This window comes from Thioalkalivibrio sp. ALE30, assembly GCF_000377465.1.
Classification (GTDB): Bacteria; Pseudomonadota; Gammaproteobacteria; order Ectothiorhodospirales; family Ectothiorhodospiraceae; genus Thioalkalivibrio.
In genome coordinates, this window is the sequence record NZ_KB898168.1 from 333,813 (window position 1) to 355,437 (window position 21,625).

Genomic DNA, 21,625 nt, shown 5'->3' on the forward strand with positions numbered 1-21,625 from the left:
GACGGAGGGGGCCGTATGAACTCGGTATTGGCTCGCTTCTGGCCGATCGGGAAAATGCCAGCGCCCCATCGGCCAGGGGGCTGGCCTCCTACCGGCAGGAATGACGGAGGGGTCGCATGAACCCCGTGATGACGCCCCTCTGGCTGGCCATCCAGTTCCTCACCCGTCTGCCGACTCCCGCGCTGGAGCCGCGCCCCGAGGATCTGGGGCGTTCCGTACTGACCTACCCACTGGTCGGGCTCATCCTGGGTCTGATCGTGGTGATCGTCGGCATCGCGCTGTCCGCCATTCCCGGCGCCCCGACGCTTCTGGTCGCGGCATTGGTGCTGACGTTCTGGGTGGCGCTCACCGGCGCGCTGCACCTGGACGGGCTGGCGGATACCGTGGACGCCTGGGTTGGGGGTCAGCGCCATCCGGAGCGGGCGCGCGGGATCATGAAGGATCCCGCCTGTGGGCCCATGGCGGTCGCGGCGCTGATCCTGGTGCTGCTGCTGAAAGGCACGGCGCTGGTGGCCGTGCTGGAGTCCGGCGCGTGGATCGCCCTGCTGCTCGCAATCGTGCTGGGGCGGGTGGTGCCTCCGGTGCTGTTTCTGACCACGCCCTACGTGAACCCGGTGGGGCTGGGAGCCGAGATGGCGCAACACCTGCCGCGCAGGGCCGCGATCGGCGTGGTGGGTGCCACGGTCCTGCTGAGCCTGATACTGGGGCTGGTCTCCGGTCTCTGGGGCGTAATACCGGCCCTGGTCGCCGTCGGCCTGTTGCTGTGGGGCGCCATCCACCTCCTCAAGGGCTGGCTCGGCGGCTTCACCGGCGACACCGTCGGAGCCACGCTGGAGCTGGTGGAGACCTCCGTGCTGGTCATCCTCGTACTGACGCTCGGGCTCCATTAGAACTTAATCCGGCGAGGGCCCTCCCATCGCCTTGTCCAGCAGGGCCAGACCTTCCTGCTCCCGACCCTGCCCGCGCAAGGCACGAGCCCGGAAACGGGTTTCCGCGTCGTGCTCGGCAATCATCAGCGTGGCCATCCCGTCCACAAGGCGATTCACGCTGGTCCCGCGTTCGCGCGCCAGAACCTTCAGACGTTCGTACTTTTCGTCAGGCAAACGGATCGTCAAGCGAGCCAATGATGCGTCTCCCGGTCCAGAACCAGATGGTGCATGTCGGAAGTTAGCAAAACCTGTCATCGAACGGTCACGTAATTGCCACATACTCTGGTGATGACCGTTCCCGTGAGACTGAATCCGGCCCGCATGACGCTGCGCGCGCTCGTGAACCCGCTGGCGGTTGTGCGTGATGCGCGGGCGATCGAGCTGGCACCGCCCTGGTGGCAGACGTTCCTGGGCCTGGCGTTGCCGGTGCTGCTGGTCAGCGTGATCGCCAGTCAGTGGCTGTACCAGATCATGCCGACCGGGCTGCCACCCGAGGCAATGCCCGGGGCGTGGGGCTTTGGCGTCTACAGCGCGCTGGCGATGAGCATCGGGGTCCTGGGGATGGCCTGGTCCGCGCACTACCTGACCGAACTGTTCCAGGGCTACTCGCACCCGGACCGGGCCATGCTGGCCGTAACGGTCGGGTTGCTGCCCGGCTGGGTGGGCAAGGTCGTCGCCGCATTCCCCTGGCCCTGGGGCAACGGCATCGGCCTGCTGCTGATCATGTACTCGCTGTGGCTGCTCTACTGGTCCCTGCGCGAGATCGTCGGCCTGCGCCGCGGCAACCGCATCGGCCTGTTCGTGGCCACCATCTTCAGCGGCGCCTTCATCACCCTGATCTTCGGCTGGCTCCTGATGGACCTGATCCCCGGCGCCACGCCTGAGCACCGCATCGGTACCACCTGGCTGATCTGAGCCCCCGTTGTCGGGGTAACACTTGTAGGAGCCCAGCCCTCTGGGCGATTTCCCTTCATCAATGCCAGATGCCCGGCCCGATCGCCCAGGGGGCTGGGCTCCTACAGTAGCGGGACCGGCGGTGGGCTATCGCGTTGCGTGGGTGGTGTGGAGCCAAGGTTGAATTCCGGGGCCTGTGTACAAAGCCTCTGAAACGCCGAGCGGTGGCCAGGCCCGATCGGCGAGAGGGCTCGCTTCCTACGCCACAGCATTATCATTCCGGAAACCGCGCAGCGGTTGTCCGGAATCTCCACGGTACGGGCTAGCCGTACGTTGGGGCTGGTCCGGCGTGGGGAGATCCCGGCTCTCCGCTGCGCTCCGGCCGGGATGACGATGAAGGGTGCGCTCCGGTGGGGGTGACGGCGGCGCATGGGGTGCCGATGATGGCGTGGCTGTGGCGCGTGGTGTGGCGGGTTGGAGGGCGCATGCGCCGCGGGCGGCAAGGATTTGCCGCCCGCGGCGAAAAAAATTTCAAAGATGGGCTAAAGGTTCTGTGGGAAAGGTCGTTAAGGCATCTGAGAGCGGGGATCGGCCCGTTCACCAGAACCGCCCGAGGCGGTGACGAACGACTCTACAGGAGAGCGATCATGTCCCAAGTAATTAACACCAACGTTCTTTCCCTGAACGCGCAGCGCAACCTGAACAATTCCCAGGGCGCGTTGGCTCAGAGCCTGGAGCGTCTGTCCTCGGGCCTGCGTATCAACAGCGCCAAGGATGACGCAGCCGGTCTGGCGATTGCCGAGCGCTTTACTACCCAGATCCGCGGCCTGAATCAGGCCGTGCGTAACGCCAACGACGGCATCTCCTTCTCGCAGACCGCGGAAGGCGCGCTGGGCACCATCGGCGACGCGCTGCAGCGTATCCGGGAGCTGGCCGTGCAGTCCTCCAACGACACCAACTCGGCCCAAGATCGTCAGGCGCTGAACAACGAAGTGCAGCAGCTGATCGCCGAAGTTGGTCGCGTGGCGGATGCTACGGAATTTAACGGCCAGAAGATCCTGGACGGTACGCTGTCGGATTTGACTTTCCAGGTGGGCGCCAACCAGGGACAAACGATCTCGGTTGATGGCGTTGATGCCCGCACCTCGCAATTGGGGGCTGCGACGGATGTCGGGAGTGCGATTGCTGCTTCGGATCTGGAAACACTGGCTGACCTCAGTATCAATGGCGCTGAAGTCGACCTCAGTAACATCGACGAAAACAGCACGACCCAGGATATCGTCAACGCCATCAATGCGGTGTCGGCCGATAGCGAAGTGTTTGCTTCCGTTGCCTCGCAAACAGTTGCAGATGACTTCACGTTCAATAATGAGCTTGCGGGTGGCCAGACTGCGACTCTGACGATTAACAACGTCAATATAACGCTGGACGACAGTGATGACCTTGCGTCTACCATTGCCAAAATCAACGATGTGTCGGCACAGACAGGAGTTACAGCTGCTGACGATGGCGGCCTAGTGCTTACGAGTTCTTCGTCTTCCATCGAGATTTCCGAGGCTGGTGACGCAGACGTCCTGGGTGGAATTGATGAGACCTTTCTGGCTGGCATTGAGCTGTCCACTGAGGTTGATGGTGCGATCAACGTGCAGGGTGGTGCAGACGGCGACTTGGGTCTGGATGATATCGATCCGGAAAACAGCGTCCTGGGCGAGGTGAACGTCCTGACGTTCGACAATGCTCAGAGTGCGCTTCAAACTCTCGACTTTGCCCTGCAGCAGGTGAACGGTCTCCGAGCCGAGCTGGGTGCGGTTCAGATCCGCTTCGAGAACACCATCAACAACCTGGAAATTTCCTCGGAGAACCTGTCCGCCGCCCGTTCGCGGATCCAGGATGCGGACTTCGCGGCCGAGACGGCCGAGTTGACCCGAGCCCAGGTTCTGCAGCAGGCGGGTACCTCGGTGCTCTCGCAGGCTAACGCGGTTCCGCAGAACGTGCTGGCCCTGCTGCAGTAAGCTCGATCACTCGGGCTTCTGGTTGAGGGAGGATGGCGAGGGCGCCATCCTCCCCTTCTGAAGAGGACAGCGATATGAGTGATGGAATCGGCAATATCACATCACCGCTGGTGGCAGTGAACCCGCGCGGGGGCGAGGGAGCCAAGGTCCCGGGTCCCGGTGCGGGTCTTGTTCGTGGCGAGGTGCGACCGGAGGCCGTGGCTCGAGCGGACAATCGTTCGGAATCAACGGCTCCCGGTTCCGCCGGACCGGCGATTGAGGCCATGGACATGGCTGAGGTCAATCAGGTGGTCGAGTCGATCAATTCCTACCTGCAATCCACCAAGCGGGCGCTGGAGTTCAGTGTGGACGAAAGCAGTGGCCGAACGGTGATTACCGTGATGGACGGAGAACGCGAAGAGGTGATCCGTCAGATTCCGCCGGAGGCTGTACTGGCCCTGGTGGAACAGTTCCAGACCGAGCAGGAGCTCGGTGGTACGGGGCTGGCGGACAAGGCCTGAGGGCTTCGTAGACCTGCAAGCGTGATGTTGAGTTAAGCCGGGCCCGGCAGCGGGTCCGGCTTTTTTCGTTGTATGGCCCATCGAAGCTGCTACGGACCCCATCCCGGCCAACCCTTCGTCGTAATACCGGCCGAAGCGCAGCGAAGAGCCGGGAGCTCCCACGCATCGGATTCCCCGGCCGCCGTGCTATCGCTGAGCGGTGGAGCTCCCGGATAACGGCTCTGCCGTTTCCGGGATGATCGAGGGGGCTCGGGTATGCTGGTAGCCGGCTCGAGTGGCGGGTGGGTGCCAGGTTCTGGAGATTGCTTCGCTTTGCTCGCAATTACGGGGTTTCTTTGGGGCGGCAGGTCTGGGGGGGCATGCCCTTTTTGAGGCGGTTTTCCTGCGGCGGGCTCAAGTTTTGGGCTAGTCTGTCGTAAAGAGACATATAGCACGTGCAAAGGGTCCGAGACGTCGGACACCGAGGAGCAGAAAGACCATGGCCATCAGTTCATTGGGTGTTGGATCGGGGCTGGATCTGAATCAGATCGTTGGGGACCTGATCAACGCTGAACGAGTCCCAAAGGAGCAGCGTTTCGATCGCCGGGAAGGTCGAATCGAGGCGCAGATCTCCGCGTTTGGCAAGCTGACCAATGGTGTGGAACAGGTTAGTGGAAGCCTCTCCCAACTGGCGGGCTTCGAACTCTCGCAATCGGCGACGGTGTCGGATTCCAGCGTGGCCAGTGTGACCTCCGATGGCACGGCGGCAAATGGTGACTTCAGCCTGGAGGTTAACCAGCTGGCTCAGGCGCAGACGCTGGCGTCGGCGCCGGGTGATTTTGCCGATGCCGACGCGGAAGTCGGGGCCGGGCAGCTCGAGATCCAGGTCGGTGGCGGCAATGCCGTGACCATCAACGTGGAAGAGGGCGATACCCTCCGCGACCTGCGCAACGCCATCAACGATTCCGAGGCGGGCGTGACGGCCTCGATCGTCAACGACGGGAACGGGGCGCGCCTGGTGCTGAGCGCGAACGAGACGGGTGCCGCCAACACCATCAGCGTGACCGCGACCGAGGATCCGGCGGGCAGTGGGCTTGCCCGCCTGGACGGCACGAACCTGGTGGAGACGCGCGCCGCCCAGGATGCCGAAGCGGTCATCAACGGGCTTACGGTCACCAATTCGACGAATACGCTGGATGACACGATCGAAGGGCTGAGCATCGAGCTGCGGGGGACCTCCGAGTCGCCGGTGACCGTGTCGGTCAGCGAAGACCAGGACCAGTTGCGCGAGGCCCTGCAGGGGTTTGTGGAGTCTTACAACTCGCTGGTGGGACAGACGCGCGAGTTGACCTCCTTCAACCCGGATTCAGAGGAAGGCTCCGTACTGACGGGCGACAGCACGGTGCGTGGCATTCGCAGCCGCCTGGGCAACGCGCTGATCCAGCCTGCCCAGGTGCCGGACGCGAACGCCCAGACGCTCGCGGAGCTTGGGATTGTGTCCAACCGCGACGGCACGCTGTCCTTTGACGGGGCGCGCTTCGACCGTGCGATGGAGACAGACGGTTTTGACCGTGTCACCGAGGTCGTTCGCGAGATCGGCGGGCGCATGGAGGAAGTCACCGATGGCTTTATCGGGCCGGAGGGGCTGATCAACGCGCGTACTGATGGTCTGCGCAACGATCTGGAACGCATCGGCCAGCAGCGCGAGAATCTGGAAGTACGTTTGGAGCGGATGGAAGAACGGCTGGTCGGTCAGTTCTCGCGCATGGACAGCGCCGTGGCGCAGATGCAGAGCACGGGCGATTTTCTGATGGGGCAGTTGGCGAACATGCCGCTGGCCCAGAACAATTCTCGTCGATAGTCGCCCCGCTTGGGCGAACGGATAACGGAGACCAACGCATGTACGGACCGGGCATGAATCGCGGAGTGAACCAGTACCGTCAGTCGGGCGCGCTGGCCGAGGCCCAGGTGGCGGACCCGTACCGCCTGATCCAGATGCTCTTCGAGGGCGCGCTGGAGCGGATCGCGGTGGCGAAGGGGGCGATGCAGCAGGGGAATGTAGGCCTGAAGGGCGAGAAGATCGGCAAGGCGATCGACATTGTCGAGTCCCTGCGGGCGGTGCTGGACCACAAACACAACCCCGAGCTGTCCGGCAATCTGGATGCCTTGTACGAGTACATGAGCCGCCGGCTGCTGGAAGGCAACGCGCAGAACGACCCGGCGGCGCTGGACGAGGTGGCCAAGCTGCTGCGCGAGATCAAGGCGGGCTGGGACGAGATCCCGGCCGAACAGCGCCGGGCAGGCTAGCGGAAGGCCTTGCATGGCTCTTTGCGCGGTTTTTGAGTCCGGCCTTTGCCCATGAGCGGTCCCGCCACTTCGAACAGTGGGGCCGGTTCGGAAGCCACGCTCGAGGATGCCGTCGAGGCGATCCGCGCCCATATGGCGCGCGCGGTGGCTGAAGAGGACTGGGAAGAGCTCCAGGAGCTGGATCGGCAGGCGCGCAGCCTGGTTGAACGGGCCTTCGGCCCGGAACCGGTGCCACTCCGCGATGACTCCGGGGCGGCACTGCGCGCCGCGCTCGAGGAGCTTGGCCGCTTCTACGAAAGCTCGGTGCAGGAGCTGGACCAGCGCCGCACCGAGGTCGCGCAGCAGATCCGCGAACTGAAATCCGGTCGCAAGGGCACCAGCGCCTACGAGACGACCCGCCGACATTCCATGCGCACCGGTCGGGGGCGTTCCGAGGGTTAGGGCAGAAGCCTGTTCCGTATCTCCTGTAGGAGCCGAGCCCTCTCGGCGATGCGGCACTGGACAGGCCCGGATCGCCCAGAGGGCTGGGCTCCTACATGTCTACGTGGAGGCCGCGGGTGGGAGGCGGCGGACGGTCTGGATGCTGCCGAGGGCCTGGAGGCGGTCGAAGAGGTTGCTGAGTTCGCCGAGGTCGCTGTATTCGGCTTCCAGTTCCATGCGCACGCTGCGGTCCTCGCGGTTGGTCTGGGTGTTCACGCGCAGGAGGTTGATGCCGCATTCGGAGAAGGCGTTGCCGACCTCGCCAAGCAGGCCGGGGCGGTCATGGGCGTCCACCTCCAGGGTGATGGCCTCGCGTTCCGGTTCTTCGCCCCAGGAGACGGGGATCAGGCGGCCGCGCTTTTCCTCCGGCAGGTGCAGGATGTTCACGCAGTCGCTGCGGTGGACGGAGACGCCGGCACCGCGGGTGATGAAGCCGATGATGGGGTCTCCGGGCTGCGGGTTGCAGCAGCCCGCCCGGGTGGTCAGCAGGCCGCCGACGCCGCGGATCTTGATGTCGTCCTCTTTTGCCTCGCCGTCATGGCGCCGCGGGCGCTGGGGCGCTGGCGGCGCGGCGGGCTTTTCTCGACCCCGCGTCTCGCGCATCTGCTGGGAGATGCGCCCGGCGATCTGGGCCGTGGTGATGTCGCCGGCACCCAGCGCGACCAGCAGCTCGTCGAAGGTCTGGTACTTCATGGCCTCGGCGAGGGCGCCGCGGTCGAGGTCCTGTCCGCAGCCGAGACGCTGGCATTCGCGATCGAACAGGTGCTTGCCGGTGGCCAGGTGTTCGTCCTGGTGCTGCTGGCGGAACCAGGTGCGGACCTTGGAGCGGGCGCGGGCGGTGTTCAGGTAGCCGAGATTGGGGTTGAGCCAGTCGCGGCTGGGGCCGCCCTCGCGAGTGGTCAGGACTTCGACGCGCTCGCCGGACTTCAGCCTGTAGGTGAGCGGGACGATGTGCCCGTCCACCTTGGCGCCCCGGCAGCGGTGGCCGACCTCGGTATGGACGGCGTAGGCGAAGTCCAGCGGGGTTGCGCCCAGGGACAGGTCCAGTACCTCACCCTGAGGGGTAAGCACGAACACGCGCTGGTGCAGGGGCTCGCTCTGGATCTCGTCGAGCAGGTTCTGGTCGTTGTTGTCGGCGGCCTCCAGCAGCTGGCGCAGGCTGTTGATGGCGCGGTTGAGGGCCTGGTCTTCGCGCCCGCCCTCCTTGTAGCGCCAGTGGGCGGCGACCCCCAGCTCGGCGAAGTCGTCCATCTCGCGGGTGCGGATCTGCACCTCCACGACCTTGCCCTCCGGCCCGACCACGGCCGTGTGCAGTGACTGGTAGCCGTTGTCCTTGGGGTTGGCGATGTAGTCGTCGAATTCGCTGGGCAGGTGGCGCCAGTCGTTGTGCACGATGCCAAGTACGGTGTAGCAGGTGGCCAGCTGGTCGACGATCACGCGGGTGGCGCGCAGATCGTACAACTCGGACAGCGAGGTGCGCTTGCGCTGCATCTTCTTCCAGATGCTGTAGATGTGCTTGGGCCGCCCGAAGACCCGTGCCTCGATGCCCTCGGCGCGCAGGCGGTCCTTAAGAGTCTGCGCAAACGCCTCTACATAGGTCTCTCTTTCCGTGCGGTTTTCTTCCAGACCTCTGGCGATCTCGCGATAGGTATCTGGTTCCAGGATGCGCAGGGCGAGGTCTTCCATCTCCCACTTGAGCTGGCCGACGCCCAGGCGGTTGGCCAGGGGCGCGATGACGTCCAGGGTCTCCTGCGCGAGGGCTCGGGCGCTGTCATCCGGCTCGCGTACCAGCAGGCGCAGGTGCTGCACGCGGAACGCCAGTTTGATCAGCACGGCGCGCACGTCGTCGACCATCGCCATCAGCATGCGGCGCAGGCGCTCGGCTTGTTCCGGCCGGCCCGCCGGCGCCTCGAAACGGCGCCGCACCAGGGCCGCGACGTTGGTGGTGAGACGCGCGATGGCCGCACCAAAGTCCGTTTCGATCCGGGCCGGGGTGATCCGGGAGGCCAGATAGACGGGTACCAGCAGGGTTGCGATCAGCGTCTGGCGGTCCACGTTGAGGTGGCGCAGGATCTCGGCCACATCCAGGGGGTGGGATTCGAGCCCGGCGGCCTCGACCGCCTCCAGCGCGAGGTCCAGTGCCTCGCCCAGTTGCTGGCCGGTGGAATCATCCAGCGGCTGGCTGCCCGCGAAGTGGCGCAGCAGCGCATCGCGGTCGAGGCCCTGCAGATCCGTATTGGTAAGCAGCGAATGGCGCATGGGGTAGGGTCGTTTCAGCCAGATCGTTCGCGGGCATTGTACCGGTCCGGGCGCACGGGCGAGAGCGCTTCACACGTTCGGTGTTTGCCTTGCACAGGGGCGACTGGGCGGTCAGGATCGGGGTATGGCCAATCTGTTCAAGATCCTGGTGCTCGCAGGGCTCGGATACACCCTGATGACCGGGTTGATCTTCGTGACCCAGGACCGTCTGGTCTACTTGCCTTCCAGCAACCTGACCGGCACGCCGGAACGCATTGGACTGGACTACGAAGACGTCGAACTGGTGACTGCCGACGGGGTGCGGCTGCATGGCTGGTTCGTGCCGTCGCCGCAGGGCGAGGAGTCGCCGGTCTTGCTGTTTCTGCATGGCAATGCCGGCAATGTCAGCCATCGACTGCACTCCCTGCAGCTCTTCCATGAACTGGGGCTTGCCGTCCTGATCATCGACTACCGCGGCTATGGCCGCAGCGCGGGCCGCCCGGACGAGGCGGGCACCTACGCGGATGCCCGCGCCGCCTGGGAGTACCTGACGGAGGAGCGCTCGATCGCCCCCGACTCGGTCGTGGTGTTCGGGCGCTCCCTGGGGGCGGCGGTAGCGGCGGATCTGGCCACCGGGGTGGAGCCGGGCGCGGTGATCCTGGAATCGGCCTTTACCTCGGCCGCGGATCTCGGAGCGCGCCACTATCCGTGGCTGCCGGTGCGGGCCCTGTTGCGCCACGAATACGACACCCTGGGCCGCATCGAGGCCATCACCGCGCCGCTGCTGCTGGCCCACAGCCCGGACGACGAGATCGTGCCATTCGAGCACGCCGAACGGCTGCACGTGGCCGCCGGGCAGGCCCGACTGCTGGAAATGGAAGGCGGCCATAACGACGCCTTTCTGGCCACCGGAGATGCCTACATCGACGGCCTGCGGGCATTCCTGAACGATGCGGGTTTCGGGCTTGACGATCCCTGACGGCAGCCCTACAGACACTCGCCGCATCCCGGGCCGCCGGGCGGCCGTGTCTCCAGCGCGGGAGATTGGTAGACTGCGCCGCTGTTCTGGCCGGAATGGATGCCGATGGAGAGGCGATGCGCCTCCCGCTCCCACCGAATGATGGAATCCGCTGACAAAGCCCCGCTGACGGTCACCTACCGTCGAGCACAGGATCCGGACGGCGCCTCGGCGTCCGTGGTGATTCGTTTTGGTCGCACCTGTGGTGTCGAGCGCAAGCCCGGACGCCTGGAGATCCACGTGGGGCTGGAGCCGCTGGGCCGCGATACGGACTGGGTGGAGTGCTGGTCGCTGCCGGACGGCGTACGCGGGGAGACAGGGGCAGACGGCTCGCTGACCTACCTGCGCGGCCGCGACTGCCTTGTGGGTTGCTGGCACGCGCCGCTGGATGCCCGCGCGGACCCGGAACCGCTGACGGAATGCGCCTACCGCGAGATCCTGTCCGGTTGTCGGGCGCTGGGCTTTGACCACCTGGTACGGGTCTGGAACTACCTCCCGGCCATCAATGATCCGGTCGACGGGCAGGAGCGCTATCGCGGGTTCTGCAGCGGACGGGCGCAGGTCTTCGAGGCGTTGCCGGAGTACGAGCGGATCCTGCCGGCGGCCACGGCGATCGGCACGCACTCCGACGGCCTGCTGATCTACTTCATTGCGACGCGCGAGCCCGCGGCGCGCATCGAGAATCCGCGCCAGGTCAGTGCCTACCGCTACCCCCGGCAGTACGGGCCGCGCAGCCCCTCGTTTGCCCGCGCCAGCCTCTGGCAGCCGGGCCCGCAGGCCGCCGAGCTGTTCATTTCGGGCACGGCCAGCATCGTGGGCCATGAAAGCCGCCATGTGGGGGATCTCGAGGCGCAGATTGACGAGAGCCTGCACAATATCGGGGCTTTGCTGGAGCAGGCCTCCACCCACCACCCGGTGCGAGCGGAAACGCCGCAGGCGCTCTCGCTGCTCAAGGTCTATCTGCGCCACGCCGAGGATGCGCCCGCCGCGGAGAACCACCTGCGTGCGCGCCTGGGTCACCACATCCCCTGGCTTCTGCTGCATGGCGACATCTGTCGCGAGGAATTGCTGGTGGAGATCGAGGGACAGTACTCGGAGCGCCTGTGCGAGGCGCTCGCAATGCCATGACGAACTGACGCCGGATCGGGTCGGCCGCCGTGTCTGGTCGGCCCCCGGTCCCCTGCCTGGGAGAATACGCAATGCAGCCAACGACCAAGAAGCCGCACCCGGTCCTGAAGGACTACTACGGGGACGAGGGCAGCCGCCGCGCCTACGTCGACGACCTGTTCGACCGGACGGCCCCGTACTATGACCGCATCCTGCGGGTCGGTTTTTTCGGGACGGGGCAGGCCTATCGCCGCTTCGTGCTGAAGAAGTCCGGCCTGAAGGCCGGGATGAACGTCCTGGATGTGGCGACCGGGACGGGGCCGGTCGCGCAGGAGATCCGGAAGGTGGTGGGCGACGACCATCTGACCTGCGTGGATCCGAGCCGGGGCATGATGGACATCGCCCGCACCAAGATGGACGCGACCTTCGTCCAGAGCCTCGGCGAGCAGATGCCGCTGCCGGACCGCCAGTTCGACCGCCTGTACATGGGTTACGGGCTGCGCCATGTGCGGGATCTGCATGAACTGTTCAGCGAGTATTTCCGCGTGCTCAAGCCGGGCGGTCGCTGCACCATCCTGGAGGTCTCGCGGCCACGGACCCGGCGCCAGTTCGCGTTGGCGCGTTTCTATTTCCGGGACTTCGTGCCGTTCGTCGGCAAGGTGTTGACCCGCGATCCCGACGGCCACCTGTTGATGCGCTATTTCTGGGACACCATCGACCAGTGCGTGCCGCCGGAAGAGATCCAGGACACCCTGCGCGCGGTCGGGTTCGAGGACGTGCAGCGGGATGTGCAGTTGGGCGTGTTCAGTGCCTACATGGCGACGCGGCCCGCCGAGTAGAGCGTATACATGGCTCAGTGTTTCGCATGGCGCGGCTGAAGGTGAAGGTCGCTCCGGGCAGCAAGCGCAACGCGGTGGCCGGCTGGATGGGGGAGACCCTCAAGCTGCAGGTCCAGGCGCCTCCGGAGAAGGGCCGCGCCAATGCGGCCGTGATCGAGCTGCTGGCAGCGAAACTGGCATGCCCGAAGTCGGCTGTGCGGGTGGTGGCAGGCGCGAACTCGCGTAACAAGACGTTACTGGTGGAGGGCTGGTCCGAGACCGACTTGCGCTCCGCGCTATCCTGATAACTGATGACTGTGACGGGCCCGTACCGTGCGGGCCCCTGCGAAGGGAACTACGGATGAACCGCCTGACCCTGACCCGACCGGACGACTGGCACCTGCACCTGCGGGATGGCGATGTGCTGGCGTCGGTGCTGCCGGATACCGCGCGCCGCTTCCGGCGCGCGATCATCATGCCCAACCTGAAGCCGCCGGTGACCACGCTGGAGGCCGCGGCGGAGTACCGCGACCGCATCCTGGCGGCGTTGCCGGAGGAGGCCGATTTCGAGCCCCTGATGACGCTCTATCTGACCGAGGGCACGACCCCGGGCATGATCGACGCGGCAAAGGCCTCCGGCTTTGTGCACGGGGTGAAGCTGTACCCGGCCGGGGCCACGACCAACGCGGCCAGCGGGGTGACGGATATCCGCCGCTGCTATCCGGTGTTCGAGGCCATGCAGCGGGTGGATCTGCCGCTGTTGATCCACGGCGAGGTGACGGATCCGGACGTGGACATCTTCGATCGCGAGGCGGTGTTCATCGAGCGCCATCTGGAGCCCTTGATCCGGGATTTTCCGGAGCTGCGGGTGGTGCTGGAACACATCACGACCGAGTCGGCCGTACAGTTCATCCAGGACGGGCCCGCCAATGTCGCGTCCACCATCACGCCCCAGCATCTGCTCTACAACCGCAATGCGCTGTTTGCCGGCGGGATGCGCCCGCATCACTTCTGTCTGCCGATCCTCAAGCGCGAACGCCATCGCAAGGCACTGATGGCGGCCGCGACCAGCGGCCATCCGCGCTTTTTCCTGGGCACGGACAGCGCGCCGCATCCGCGCCACGCGAAGGAGTCGGCCTGTGGCTGCGCCGGAATCTATTCCGCGCATGCGGCCATCGAGCTGTATGCGGAGGCCTTTGCCGCCGCGGATGCGCTGGATCGTCTGGAGGGATTCGCCAGCCATTTCGGGCCCGATTTCTACAAACTGCCGCGCAACACCGACACCCTGACGCTGGAACGCTCACCCTGGACCGTGCCCGAGGCAGTACTCTTCGGCCATGACCCGGGTGTACCGCTGCGCGCGGGCGAGACCATTGCCTGGCAGCTGGCCCGGTAATCAGGGGCCGGGCCGTAACCAGGGTGCGATCGGACAACGCGAACCCTGAAGGACGCGCGCGGTCAGCAGGTCAGGCAGCCACCGACAGGACGAGGACCAGGATATGACGGAACCGAATGTGCAACGCGGAACCCTGTGGTTCTGGCTGGCCATCAGCCTGGGGGTGGCGCTGCTGATCATTGCGCTGGGGGTCGGGCTGGAACCGGCCGGGGCGGCCATCCTGCGGGCCCCGCTCAGTTCGCCCGCGGCGGGTGCGCTCGGCTTCGGCCTGCTGATGGTCTGGGCCGCGTACGCCTATGCCCTGTCCGCCGGACGGGCGGCGGGGAGCCAGGAGATGGGGGTCGTGATCCTGAATCTCGGGCTGCCGGTGGCGCTCATCCTGCTGTGGCGCGCGGAGCTCAACGCCCTGGCGTTCTTTGTCGCGATCGGGTGGACGCTGACGCTGGGCGGGATGGCCGTGCGCCTGTTTCGGCGCGAGGCGCTGGCCGGGGTGATGATGCTGCCGATCATCGGGGTAAGCCTGACGGCGATCCTGCTGTCGCTCACGCTCTGGGTGGTGCCGGCCGCGACCGGCGGCGCCTGATCCCGGGCCGCTACCCTCCGGTCGACGGCGCCACCGCACGGCTCGGTGCCGGGATTCCCTGGCAATAGTCGAGAAAGGCGCCGGCCTCCATGGGGCGGGCGAACAGGTAGCCCTGGAAGCGCAGGTTCCCGTGCGTGGCCAGCCACTGGTACTGGGCCTCGGTCTCGACCCCCTCCGCGACGACTTCCAGCTCGAACTGCCGGGCGATGTCGCAGATGGTCCGCACCATCGCCTGATCACCGGGGTCGTGGTCGACCTGGCGCACGAAGCTGCGATCGATCTTGAGTTCGTCGAAGGGCAGGCGCTTCAGGTAGCTCAGTGACGAGAACCCGGTGCCGAAGTCGTCCATCGAGAAACGCAGGCCCATGTCGCGCAGGGCCTGCATGATGTACACGACGCGGTCGGTATCCTCGGCGACGACGTGTTCGGTAATCTCCAGTGTGATGCGATGCGCGTGTTCACGGCCCAGGTGGCGCGCGATCAGCTCCTGCATGCGCTGCACGAAATTCAGGTGCACCAGCTGGCGCGGGCTGATGTTGATCGCGAGCTGTTCCAGGTGGAAGCCGGCGCGATCCCAGTCGCGCAGGGTCTGGAAGGCCCGCGCGATCACGGTGTCGCCCAGTTCGCTGATGAAGCCGGTCTGCTCGGCGATCGGGATGAATTCCGCGGGGGAAACCGGGCCCAGTTCGGCGCTGTTCCAGCGGATCAGGCTTTCGGCGCTGCGGATGCGGCCGTCGCGGTCGAGCTGCGGCTGGAAGAGCACCTCGATCTCCCGGTTCTGCAGCGCGAAATGCAGGCAGCGCTCGATCTGCAGGTGCCGTTCCACCGCCCGCGACAGTTCGTCGCTGAACACCACCACGCCGTCGCGCCCGCGGTCCTTCACCTCGTACATGGCGATGTCGGCCTCGCGGACCAGCTGGTGCGAGTCGATCCCCGCGTGCGGCTCGATCAGGCGGATGCCAATACTGGCACTGACATGCAGATGATGATTGCGGATGATGTAGGGCGTCTTGACCACCCGCAGCAGCGAGTGCGCCAGGCGCCGGGCCGCCCGTTCGCAGGTATGCCGGTCTTCCTTTCCGGGGGCGACGATCACGAACTCGTCGCCGCCCAGACGGGCGAGATGGTGGCCCGGCGGCAGGGTGTTGGCGAAGTCGCGGGTCACGGACTTCAGCAACTCGTCGCCGATGTCGTGGCCCAGAAGGTCGTTGACCGTCTTGAAATGATCCAGGTCGATCAGCAGCAGAAACGAATGCTGGCGATGATGCTGCAGCACCTCGAGGCTCTGCTCGAGGTGCTCGATGAAGGCGGCGCGGTTGTTGAGCCCGGTGAGGGCGTCGTGCGAGGCCTGATACAGGCTGTCGCGCAGAAGCCCGAAGCTGCTGCTGGCGGCGTAGTACAGCACCAGGGCCAGGGTCGCGGAGAAGGCGGCCAGCACGTAGCCATACCAGTCACCGATCAGCAGGAAGTAGCCGGCCAGCGGCACCATCATGGCCGGGATCAACGGGCGGAAGACCCACGGGGCCGGGTAGAGCAGGGCCGCGACGACCGTGGTGGCGCCGATCTGCGTGAAGATGGCGATGTAGTGCAGGTTCTGGGCGTCGAGGCGCACGAAGACCAGAAAGATCCAGGTCCACAGCGCCAGGTAGAGATAAAGAAAGAGCGTCAGCCGCAGGCGCCAGCGGCTGCGCTGCTCCGGTGACAGCGGCGATCGGTGGTACCGCCAGAAAAGCTGGACTCCCCAGAGCGAGGCGGCAAACATGACTGCGTACCAGGAGGCGGCCGCGACAAGCGCATCGTGCAGGGCGCCCAGCAGGATATACCCGAGCCCGGGCAGCAGCGATAATGCCACCAGCACCGGGATCTGCCGAGTCAGGTAGGTGTCGAACCGCGGGTCCGCGCGCAGGGCCTCGCGGGCCGGCGCGAGGGAACGCACGGCGGACGCCGACGGGTTGTCTCGCGAAGTGGCTGCCATCGGGGTCCGTGCGCTGGTCGTGTTGTGCGGGTGCGGCGGACCTTACGGTAAACCCGTTCGGTCCTCAACAGGGCGGGTTCGGCCGGCATAACGGATGCGGTTGACGGGGCGAGCGATGCTGCTTAATGAGGCACAAATCGAGGCGAAACTGGCGGATGCGGCGCGTCGCGGGGCGTTCGACGACCTCCCGGGGGCTGGCCGGCCGCTGGAGCTGGACGATGACCGCGCGGTGCCGGAAGAGCTGCGCATGGCCTATCGCGTGCTGAAGAATGCCGGCTATGTGCCGGAGGCGGTGCGGATCCGGGGCGCGATCGCATCGGCGGAGGCCCTGCTGCAGGCGGCGGATGACGAGGCCTCCCGGCAGCACGCCGCGCGGCGCCTGCGGCTCCTGCTGGACCGGCTGAACCAGAGCGGCGAAGGCCGGGCGATGGTGTCGGAGTCCGGCTACTTTCGCCAGCTGTGCGAGCGCATGGACGGGTCGGCCCGATGACCGAGCGCTGCGGTCCCACGAGGGGTCCTGCACGGGGGCGCGGGGCGACCCTAGGGAGACGCTGATTGAATCGCGCGTCCGCGCTCAAGTCGCTTTTGCGTGCGAACAAGGCGCGGTGACCGCCGTGCAGTCGTTCTGCACAAGGGAGCCGCAACGCCGTGCGCGCGCAAAAGCGGCCGAGCCCCTGCTTTCAATGGCTTGTGGGGTTGGTGCCCCCTGTTCCCCGATCCTGCGTTGCACCGCTTGCGGGTAGAACCACTACCCGCTGCACGACGCGCCTTGTCTCGGAAAACAGGGGGCGCCAACGCGGACGTGCGATTCAATCAGCGTCTCCCTAGACCCGCATGCCCGCTTCGAGCCCACCCGGAGCGAACCCTTCGATGATGGCTGGGAAGGCGATGGCGAGGCGCCGCCGCCCCTGCGTACGGAGGTGACCGTCGAGCATCCACGCCGCGTGTTGTCATGGAACCAGTCGCCGGATGTGCCCTTCGAGCTTTCGCTGAACCCGTATCGGGGCTGTGAACACGGCTGTGCCTACTGCTTCGCCCGCCCGGCGCATGCCTACGTCGGGTTGTCCCCGGGCCTCGACTTCGAGAGCCGGCTGTTTGCCAAGGTGGGCGCGGCCGAATGCCTGCGGCGCGAGCTGGCCCGCCCGTCCCACCGTGTGACGCCCCTTGCGCTGGGTATCAACACCGATGCCTATCAACCCGTGGAACGGGACTGGCGGATTACGCGGCAGCTGCTGGAGGTCCTGGCGGAGACCGGGCATCCGGTGTCGATCGTGACCAAGTCGGCCCTGGTGGAGCGCGATCTGGATCTGCTGGGCCCGATGGCCGAGCGCGGGCTGGTCCAGGTCGCCGTATCGGTGACGACGCTGGACCGCAACCTGTCGCGGCACCTGGAGCCGCGCGCCGCGGCTCCGCAACGGCGTTTCCGGACCATCCAACGGCTGAGCGCGGCGGGCGTGCCCGTGAGCCTTCTGGTGGCGCCCCTGATCCCGGTGCTGACGGATGGCGAGGTGGAGTCTTTGCTGGAGGCGGGTGCGGCCGCCGGGGCGGTGGCTGCCGGCTATGTGCTGCTGCGTCTGCCACGCGAGGTGGCGCCGCTGTTCGAGGACTGGTTGCGCCATCACCACCCGCTCAAGGCAGACCATGTGCTGCAGCGCCTGCGTGAGGCCCATGGTGGCAAGCTGTATGACGCGACCTTCGGGCACCGCATGCGCGGGGCGGGGGCGTATGCCGAGCTGCTGCGCCAGCGCTTCCGGCTGGCCCGGCGGCGGGCGGGCCTGGGTGGCCGCTTGGTGGAGCTGGACTGCAGCCAGTTCGTGCAGCCGGCACGCCCGCGGCGGAGACGCGAGGAGGGGCAGCTGGACCTTTTCTGAGCGGGGAACGCGCGGCGCCGTCTCCCGGGCGTCCGTTTCTGGTTTACAGTGAGGCTATGCATGGCAAGGACGGGATGATGGCGGAGACCTCGACAACGCGTACCGATCCCGCGACCTGGTGGGGGCGCCGGCCGCTGGCCTCGGGCGCGCACGGTCGCTGGTCCATCGGTCCGCTGGACCTGTGGCTCCTGCATGGGGCGCAGGAATGGCAGATGGTGCTGGAACGACCGCGCGACGCGGCGGACGCGACCCTGGCGATCGACGTCCCCTGCAGTGAACCCTTTCCCGCCGGTGCCCGGGACCTGCTGCGGTTTGCCGGGGCCCCGGCCGATGCCGAGCCGGAGCTGCGCGTGGCCCTGGCCGATCGTCCGATGGTGAGCCGCCCGCAGAATCCGTTCTACGTGCCGGCCCATGGGCAGGTCACCCTGTACCTCAGTTCGCCGGCCTGGGTGCAGCTGCACCTGGGGGCGGCGCGGGTGCAGGAATTCCCGGTGTATACGCCTTCCGATACCTGGTTCGGCCCCAATACCGTGAATGGCGAGCTGTGCTACGCGACCCGGACCCAGGCGCGCCTGGACCTGGCCGATGTGCCGGAACGGCCGCATCGTGTGGTGACGCCGCTGACCATCGCCAACAAGGCGGACGATGCCCTGTTCCTGGAGCGCGTGAACCTGCCGGTGCCGCGACTGCCGGTGTATGCCGATCGCCACCATCGGCTGTGGACCCCGGCCGTGCGCATGGAGCGCGAGGAGGACCGTGACATGGCGGCGATGAAGATCGACCCGGGGCCGCCCGGGGCCGCGACGGGGGCGCAGCGTATCGCTGAGCCCCGCGAGGCCGGCGGACGGCATTTGATGGTGCGGGCGTTCAGCGCCCTGTTTCAGTAGGGGGCGACGCACACGATGAATGAATGGCTACAGGCCGCGCAGGCCTTCGTCACCAGCGAGGCGTTCCTCGCGGCCGTCCGCGCGGCGGTTTATCTGCTGGTGGGTCTGCTGGTCGCGCGTCTGGTGTCGCGCGGGCTGGCGCGGGTGCTGGAAGACAAGCTCGATGCCCAGCAGGTGATGCTGACCCGGCGCATCAGCTTCTATGTAATCGTGCTCCTGGTGCTGGCCTCGGCCCTGCGCGAGCTGGGCTTCGACCTCACCGTGCTGCTGGGTGCGGCCGGGATCCTCACGGTGGCGCTGGGCTTTGCCTCGCAGACCTCCGCCTCCAACCTGATCTCCGGGCTGTTCCTGATCGGTGAGCGGCCGTTCTCTGTCGGGGATGTGATCAAGGTGGGGGATGCCACCGGAGAGGTACTGTCCATCGATCCGCTGTCGGTGAAGCTGCGGACCTTCGACAACCTGATGGTCCGGGTGCCCAACGAGAGCCTGGTGAAGTCCCAGCTGACCAACCTCAGTCGGTTCCCGATCCGTCGGCTCGACATGCAGATCGGGGTCGCCTATCACACCGATCTCAAGCAGTTGCGCGATGTGCTGATGGGGGTCGCCGAGGGCAACCCGGTCTGTCTGGAGGAGCCCAAGCCGCTGTTCATCTTCCTCGAGTACGGCGACTCCGCGCTGAAGATCCAGCTCTCGGTCTGGGCGCGGCGGGAGAAATTCCTGGACCTGCGTAACTCCATGCACGAGGGGGTGAAGGCGGCACTGGACGAGGCCGGTATCGACATCCCGTTTCCGCAGAGGACCCTGGGCAGCCTGGGCGGGCCGTTGCCGGTACGGATTGTCGACAACGTGTCGGCGGCCGAGGCGGAGGCCGCCGTGCCTGCGGAACCGGACGCCCGCGACTGAGTGGCCGCAGTCACCGACTAGTCCAGGTACAGGTCGGCCCAGACCGGATCGTGATCCGAGGCGCGCCAGGGCCCGTCGGCCGGGGCGCGGCCATCAAATCCGAGGAATTCCGGCTCGTCGGCGTTGACCGCCCAGGTGGCGCCGTCCCGGACTCGTTCACGCAGCGTGTCGGGCCCCAGCAGGTAGTCCAGCTGCCCGGCCTGGCCGCGAAAGACGTAGGTATGGGCGGTACTTGGGTCGTCGTGCACGAGATCGTGTTTTCCTGCGGCATGGAGGACGTGCAGGGGGTCCTCGGCGGCATAGGCGTTGAGATCGCCCAGGACCACGACGGGAGCATCCGCGAACTCGCCGGTTTGCTGTTCGCGTATCCAGGCGACGAGGCGTTCGGCCTGCGCGGTACGGCGCTGGTTCCAGCAGCCCTGGCCACGGTCGATATCGCCGCTGTCGGGGCAGCCGCTCTTGGCCTTGAAATGTACGACCACTGCACCGAGATGTTCGCCGGTAGCGCCCGCTTCGAACCAGCCCAGCAGCGGGGGGCGGTGGTGGACGGTATCGCGGTCGGCGGCCGTGTCGACCAAACGCAGCCGTTCCGGTCGGTAGAGCAGGCCGACCTTGATCGCGTCGTCCCCCGGTGCCGGGTGAACGATGGCCGCATATTCGCCACGCTCCCCGGGGCGGGCGTTCAGGCGCGCCACCAGGGTCTCGCGCGCAGCCGCGGCGTTTTCCAGTTCGACCGCACCCAGCAGGTCCGCATCCAGGCCCTGCAGCAGGGCATCCAGCTTGGCGGTCTGGCGTTGGCGCTCGGCCGGGGTCTGCGCACCACGCTCGCCCAGCGTGACGAAGTCATTCTCCATGTTCGCGGTGGCAATGCGCAGGTCACCCGCATCCGCGGTTGGCACCGGGTCGGGACGCTGGCCGCCGGTCCAGTCTACGGGCTCGGTGGGGTGGATCCGGTACGCGCCGAAGGCGTGGGTGAGGATGCCGGTGAGGCCTTCCACCGAGCTTCCCGCGCGGCGGGTCCCCTGGTCGTCGAGGTACGGGATCGGGTCGGGGTTCGCGCGATAGCTCCCGTCGTCCAGTTCGATCCGCCGATCTATGTCCTGGCGCCCCGGGCTGTCCGCGGGGGCGGTCTGGCCCGGGTGCGTCAGGCGCCCGTCGGCGGCCAGCGTCATGCTTCCGTAGCGGCCGAGGTCCCGGTTGTCGGTGACCGTCAGGCGCTGCGGGAAACGGACCGGCTGGTCGATAAAGTCGCCCAGCCGGTCGGCCGCGTCGGGCAGGCGCAGGTCGACGGGGGCGGGCGGTTCGCCGTCGGCGCAGGTCACCACCGCGTCCAGTTGCGAGAGTTGGGGGCGGCCTCGATGGCGGGTGAAGGCGCCATGCACCTGCAGGCGCTGCCCGGCCGCGACCGGGTCCCTTCGTGGGGCGTAGACGAACAGGCCCGTGGCCCCGGTGGCCGAGCCCTGTTGCAGGTAGAAGCCCCCCAGTTGGTCCGTGTCCATGAAGACGCCGGTTACGGTGCCTTCCGCGACCACCTCCGTTCCTTCGGGGAGGGTCCCCGCGCGCAGTTCGGCGAGGGGGGTGGGTGTGGTCCCGGGATCGGGACAGGCCTGGCGTGCGTCGGCGCTCGCAAGCGCCAGCAGGCACGGAACGGCCACGGCCAGCCAGCGGGCGCCGGTGTGCGCGTGGAGGGCGGTTCGTTTTCGGGGTGCCGGGTCGGGCCGTTCCATG

Annotated in this window: 21 protein-coding genes; 17 read left to right on the forward strand and 4 right to left on the reverse strand. The window is 66.8% G+C overall.

Translation table 11 applies throughout. The annotated features are described in order from the left end of the window. The first annotated feature begins 116 nt into the window (after nucleotides 1-116). The gene (gene cobS, locus D107_RS0101490; RefSeq protein WP_018880596.1) at nucleotides 117-890 is read left to right on the forward strand and encodes an adenosylcobinamide-GDP ribazoletransferase; all 774 of its coding nucleotides are present in this window, start codon (nucleotides 117-119) and stop codon (nucleotides 888-890) included. Between the two features lie 3 nt (nucleotides 891-893). On the opposite strand, the gene D107_RS0101495 is transcribed toward cobS, so the two are convergent. Further along, nucleotides 894-1,103 carry a hypothetical protein gene (locus D107_RS0101495; RefSeq protein ID WP_018880597.1) on the reverse strand — a complete coding sequence of 70 codons (210 nt, stop codon included), beginning with the start codon at nucleotides 1,101-1,103 and terminating at the stop codon, nucleotides 894-896. Between the two features lie 114 nt (nucleotides 1,104-1,217). Here D107_RS0101495 and D107_RS0101500 point away from each other — a divergent pair, with 114 nt between their 5' ends. From D107_RS0101500 to D107_RS0101525, 6 genes are all read left to right on the forward strand, one after another. Next, entirely contained in the window at nucleotides 1,218-1,844 is a 627-nt protein-coding gene (locus D107_RS0101500; protein ID WP_026280711.1) for a YIP1 family protein, read from the forward strand. A 626-nt stretch (nucleotides 1,845-2,470) separates the two neighbouring features. Next, complete coding sequence (locus tag D107_RS0101505) at nucleotides 2,471-3,835, forward strand: flagellin (protein WP_018880599.1); 1,365 nt, start codon at nucleotides 2,471-2,473, stop codon at nucleotides 3,833-3,835. A 74-nt stretch (nucleotides 3,836-3,909) separates the two neighbouring features. Next, the gene (locus D107_RS14225; protein ID WP_255349383.1) at nucleotides 3,910-4,335 is read left to right on the forward strand and encodes a flagellar protein FlaG; all 426 of its coding nucleotides are present in this window, start codon (nucleotides 3,910-3,912) and stop codon (nucleotides 4,333-4,335) included. Nucleotides 4,336-4,813: 478 nt separating this feature from the next. Further along, nucleotides 4,814-6,175: a flagellar filament capping protein FliD gene (gene fliD, locus D107_RS0101515; RefSeq protein WP_018880601.1), complete on the forward strand. Its 1,362-nt coding sequence runs from the start codon at nucleotides 4,814-4,816 to the stop codon at nucleotides 6,173-6,175. Between the two features lie 38 nt (nucleotides 6,176-6,213). Beyond that, nucleotides 6,214-6,621, forward strand: coding sequence for a flagellar export chaperone FliS (gene fliS / locus D107_RS0101520; protein WP_018880602.1), 408 nt, complete (start codon nucleotides 6,214-6,216; stop codon nucleotides 6,619-6,621). A 51-nt stretch (nucleotides 6,622-6,672) separates the two neighbouring features. Continuing rightward, on the forward strand, nucleotides 6,673-7,062 hold the full coding sequence (locus tag D107_RS0101525) for a flagellar protein FliT (RefSeq protein WP_018877438.1): 390 nt from the start codon (nucleotides 6,673-6,675) through the stop codon (nucleotides 7,060-7,062). A gap of 99 nt (nucleotides 7,063-7,161) precedes the next feature. Here the strand turns inward: D107_RS0101525 and D107_RS0101530 are convergent, their stop codons facing one another. Beyond that, the gene (locus D107_RS0101530) at nucleotides 7,162-9,360 is read right to left on the reverse strand and encodes a bifunctional (p)ppGpp synthetase/guanosine-3',5'-bis(diphosphate) 3'-pyrophosphohydrolase (RefSeq protein ID WP_018880603.1); all 2,199 of its coding nucleotides are present in this window, start codon (nucleotides 9,358-9,360) and stop codon (nucleotides 7,162-7,164) included. 124 nt (nucleotides 9,361-9,484) lie between these two features. Between D107_RS0101530 and D107_RS0101535 the strand changes: the two genes are divergently transcribed. The 6 genes from D107_RS0101535 (at nucleotide 9,485) to D107_RS0101560 (ending at nucleotide 14,261) form a co-directional block, all read left to right on the forward strand. Continuing rightward, the gene (locus tag D107_RS0101535) at nucleotides 9,485-10,318 is read left to right on the forward strand and encodes an alpha/beta hydrolase (RefSeq protein WP_018880604.1); all 834 of its coding nucleotides are present in this window, start codon (nucleotides 9,485-9,487) and stop codon (nucleotides 10,316-10,318) included. 138 nt (nucleotides 10,319-10,456) lie between these two features. Next, nucleotides 10,457-11,485 (forward strand): hypothetical protein, encoded by a 1,029-nt coding sequence (locus D107_RS0101540; RefSeq protein ID WP_018880605.1) that lies wholly within the window; start codon nucleotides 10,457-10,459, stop codon nucleotides 11,483-11,485. 71 nt (nucleotides 11,486-11,556) lie between these two features. Next, complete coding sequence (locus D107_RS0101545; protein WP_018866371.1) at nucleotides 11,557-12,303, forward strand: class I SAM-dependent methyltransferase; 747 nt, start codon at nucleotides 11,557-11,559, stop codon at nucleotides 12,301-12,303. A gap of 26 nt (nucleotides 12,304-12,329) precedes the next feature. After that, nucleotides 12,330-12,587 carry a DUF167 domain-containing protein gene (locus D107_RS0101550; RefSeq protein WP_018875521.1) on the forward strand — a complete coding sequence of 86 codons (258 nt, stop codon included), beginning with the start codon at nucleotides 12,330-12,332 and terminating at the stop codon, nucleotides 12,585-12,587. A 56-nt stretch (nucleotides 12,588-12,643) separates the two neighbouring features. Beyond that, entirely contained in the window at nucleotides 12,644-13,678 is a 1,035-nt protein-coding gene (gene pyrC, locus D107_RS0101555; RefSeq protein ID WP_018880606.1) for a dihydroorotase, read from the forward strand. Nucleotides 13,679-13,781: 103 nt separating this feature from the next. After that, a complete protein-coding gene (locus tag D107_RS0101560; RefSeq protein ID WP_018866368.1) occupies nucleotides 13,782-14,261 on the forward strand; it encodes a hypothetical protein in 480 nt (159 codons plus the stop codon). Between the two features lie 10 nt (nucleotides 14,262-14,271). Here D107_RS0101560 and D107_RS0101565 read toward each other — a convergent pair whose 3' ends face one another. Further along, nucleotides 14,272-16,236: a bifunctional diguanylate cyclase/phosphodiesterase gene (locus tag D107_RS0101565; RefSeq protein WP_018880607.1), complete on the reverse strand. Its 1,965-nt coding sequence runs from the start codon at nucleotides 16,234-16,236 to the stop codon at nucleotides 14,272-14,274. Nucleotides 16,237-16,351: 115 nt separating this feature from the next. Here D107_RS0101565 and D107_RS0101570 point away from each other — a divergent pair, with 115 nt between their 5' ends. The 4 genes from D107_RS0101570 to D107_RS0101585 all read left to right on the forward strand — a co-directional run bounded on the left by D107_RS0101570 (nucleotide 16,352) and on the right by D107_RS0101585 (nucleotide 19,897). Further along, the gene (locus D107_RS0101570; RefSeq protein WP_018880608.1) at nucleotides 16,352-16,726 is read left to right on the forward strand and encodes a DUF1992 domain-containing protein; all 375 of its coding nucleotides are present in this window, start codon (nucleotides 16,352-16,354) and stop codon (nucleotides 16,724-16,726) included. Nucleotides 16,727-17,048: 322 nt separating this feature from the next. Then, nucleotides 17,049-18,107: a PA0069 family radical SAM protein gene (locus D107_RS0101575; protein ID WP_026280712.1), complete on the forward strand. Its 1,059-nt coding sequence runs from the start codon at nucleotides 17,049-17,051 to the stop codon at nucleotides 18,105-18,107. A 77-nt stretch (nucleotides 18,108-18,184) separates the two neighbouring features. Beyond that, nucleotides 18,185-18,994 carry a hypothetical protein gene (locus D107_RS0101580; RefSeq protein WP_026280713.1) on the forward strand — a complete coding sequence of 270 codons (810 nt, stop codon included), beginning with the start codon at nucleotides 18,185-18,187 and terminating at the stop codon, nucleotides 18,992-18,994. A 15-nt stretch (nucleotides 18,995-19,009) separates the two neighbouring features. After that, nucleotides 19,010-19,897, forward strand: a complete 888-nt coding sequence (locus tag D107_RS0101585; RefSeq protein ID WP_018866363.1) for a mechanosensitive ion channel family protein — start codon at nucleotides 19,010-19,012, stop codon at nucleotides 19,895-19,897. A 17-nt stretch (nucleotides 19,898-19,914) separates the two neighbouring features. On the opposite strand, the gene D107_RS0101590 is transcribed toward D107_RS0101585, so the two are convergent. Next, nucleotides 19,915-21,624 (reverse strand): ExeM/NucH family extracellular endonuclease, encoded by a 1,710-nt coding sequence (locus tag D107_RS0101590; protein WP_018880612.1) that lies wholly within the window; start codon nucleotides 21,622-21,624, stop codon nucleotides 19,915-19,917. Nucleotide 21,625 lies beyond the last annotated feature (1 nt).

What these genes read in the sequence shown, in the direction of transcription:
- D107_RS0101585 (WP_018866363.1), top strand. Translation starts at nt 19,010, where the DNA reads ATGAATGAATGGCTACAGGCCGCGCAGGCCTTCGTCACCAGCGAGGCG.
- D107_RS0101560 (WP_018866368.1), top strand. Translation starts at nt 13,782, where the DNA reads ATGACGGAACCGAATGTGCAACGCGGAACCCTGTGGTTCTGGCTGGCC.
- D107_RS0101530 (WP_018880603.1), bottom strand. Translation starts at nt 9,360, where the DNA reads ATGCGCCATTCGCTGCTTACCAATACGGATCTGCAGGGCCTCGACCGC.
- D107_RS0101580 (WP_026280713.1), top strand. Translation starts at nt 18,185, where the DNA reads ATGGCGGAGACCTCGACAACGCGTACCGATCCCGCGACCTGGTGGGGG.
- pyrC (WP_018880606.1), top strand. Translation starts at nt 12,644, where the DNA reads ATGAACCGCCTGACCCTGACCCGACCGGACGACTGGCACCTGCACCTG.
- D107_RS0101540 (WP_018880605.1), top strand. Translation starts at nt 10,457, where the DNA reads ATGATGGAATCCGCTGACAAAGCCCCGCTGACGGTCACCTACCGTCGA.
- fliS (WP_018880602.1), top strand. Translation starts at nt 6,214, where the DNA reads ATGTACGGACCGGGCATGAATCGCGGAGTGAACCAGTACCGTCAGTCG.
- D107_RS0101545 (WP_018866371.1), top strand. Translation starts at nt 11,557, where the DNA reads ATGCAGCCAACGACCAAGAAGCCGCACCCGGTCCTGAAGGACTACTAC.
- D107_RS0101505 (WP_018880599.1), top strand. Translation starts at nt 2,471, where the DNA reads ATGTCCCAAGTAATTAACACCAACGTTCTTTCCCTGAACGCGCAGCGC.
- D107_RS0101525 (WP_018877438.1), top strand. Translation starts at nt 6,673, where the DNA reads ATGAGCGGTCCCGCCACTTCGAACAGTGGGGCCGGTTCGGAAGCCACG.
- fliD (WP_018880601.1), top strand. Translation starts at nt 4,814, where the DNA reads ATGGCCATCAGTTCATTGGGTGTTGGATCGGGGCTGGATCTGAATCAG.
- D107_RS0101535 (WP_018880604.1), top strand. Translation starts at nt 9,485, where the DNA reads ATGGCCAATCTGTTCAAGATCCTGGTGCTCGCAGGGCTCGGATACACC.
- cobS (WP_018880596.1), top strand. Translation starts at nt 117, where the DNA reads ATGAACCCCGTGATGACGCCCCTCTGGCTGGCCATCCAGTTCCTCACC.
- D107_RS14225 (WP_255349383.1), top strand. Translation starts at nt 3,910, where the DNA reads ATGAGTGATGGAATCGGCAATATCACATCACCGCTGGTGGCAGTGAAC.
- D107_RS0101550 (WP_018875521.1), top strand. Translation starts at nt 12,330, where the DNA reads ATGGCGCGGCTGAAGGTGAAGGTCGCTCCGGGCAGCAAGCGCAACGCG.
- D107_RS0101565 (WP_018880607.1), bottom strand. Translation starts at nt 16,236, where the DNA reads ATGGCAGCCACTTCGCGAGACAACCCGTCGGCGTCCGCCGTGCGTTCC.
- D107_RS0101570 (WP_018880608.1), top strand. Translation starts at nt 16,352, where the DNA reads ATGCTGCTTAATGAGGCACAAATCGAGGCGAAACTGGCGGATGCGGCG.
- D107_RS0101500 (WP_026280711.1), top strand. Translation starts at nt 1,218, where the DNA reads ATGACCGTTCCCGTGAGACTGAATCCGGCCCGCATGACGCTGCGCGCG.
- D107_RS0101590 (WP_018880612.1), bottom strand. Translation starts at nt 21,624, where the DNA reads ATGGAACGGCCCGACCCGGCACCCCGAAAACGAACCGCCCTCCACGCG.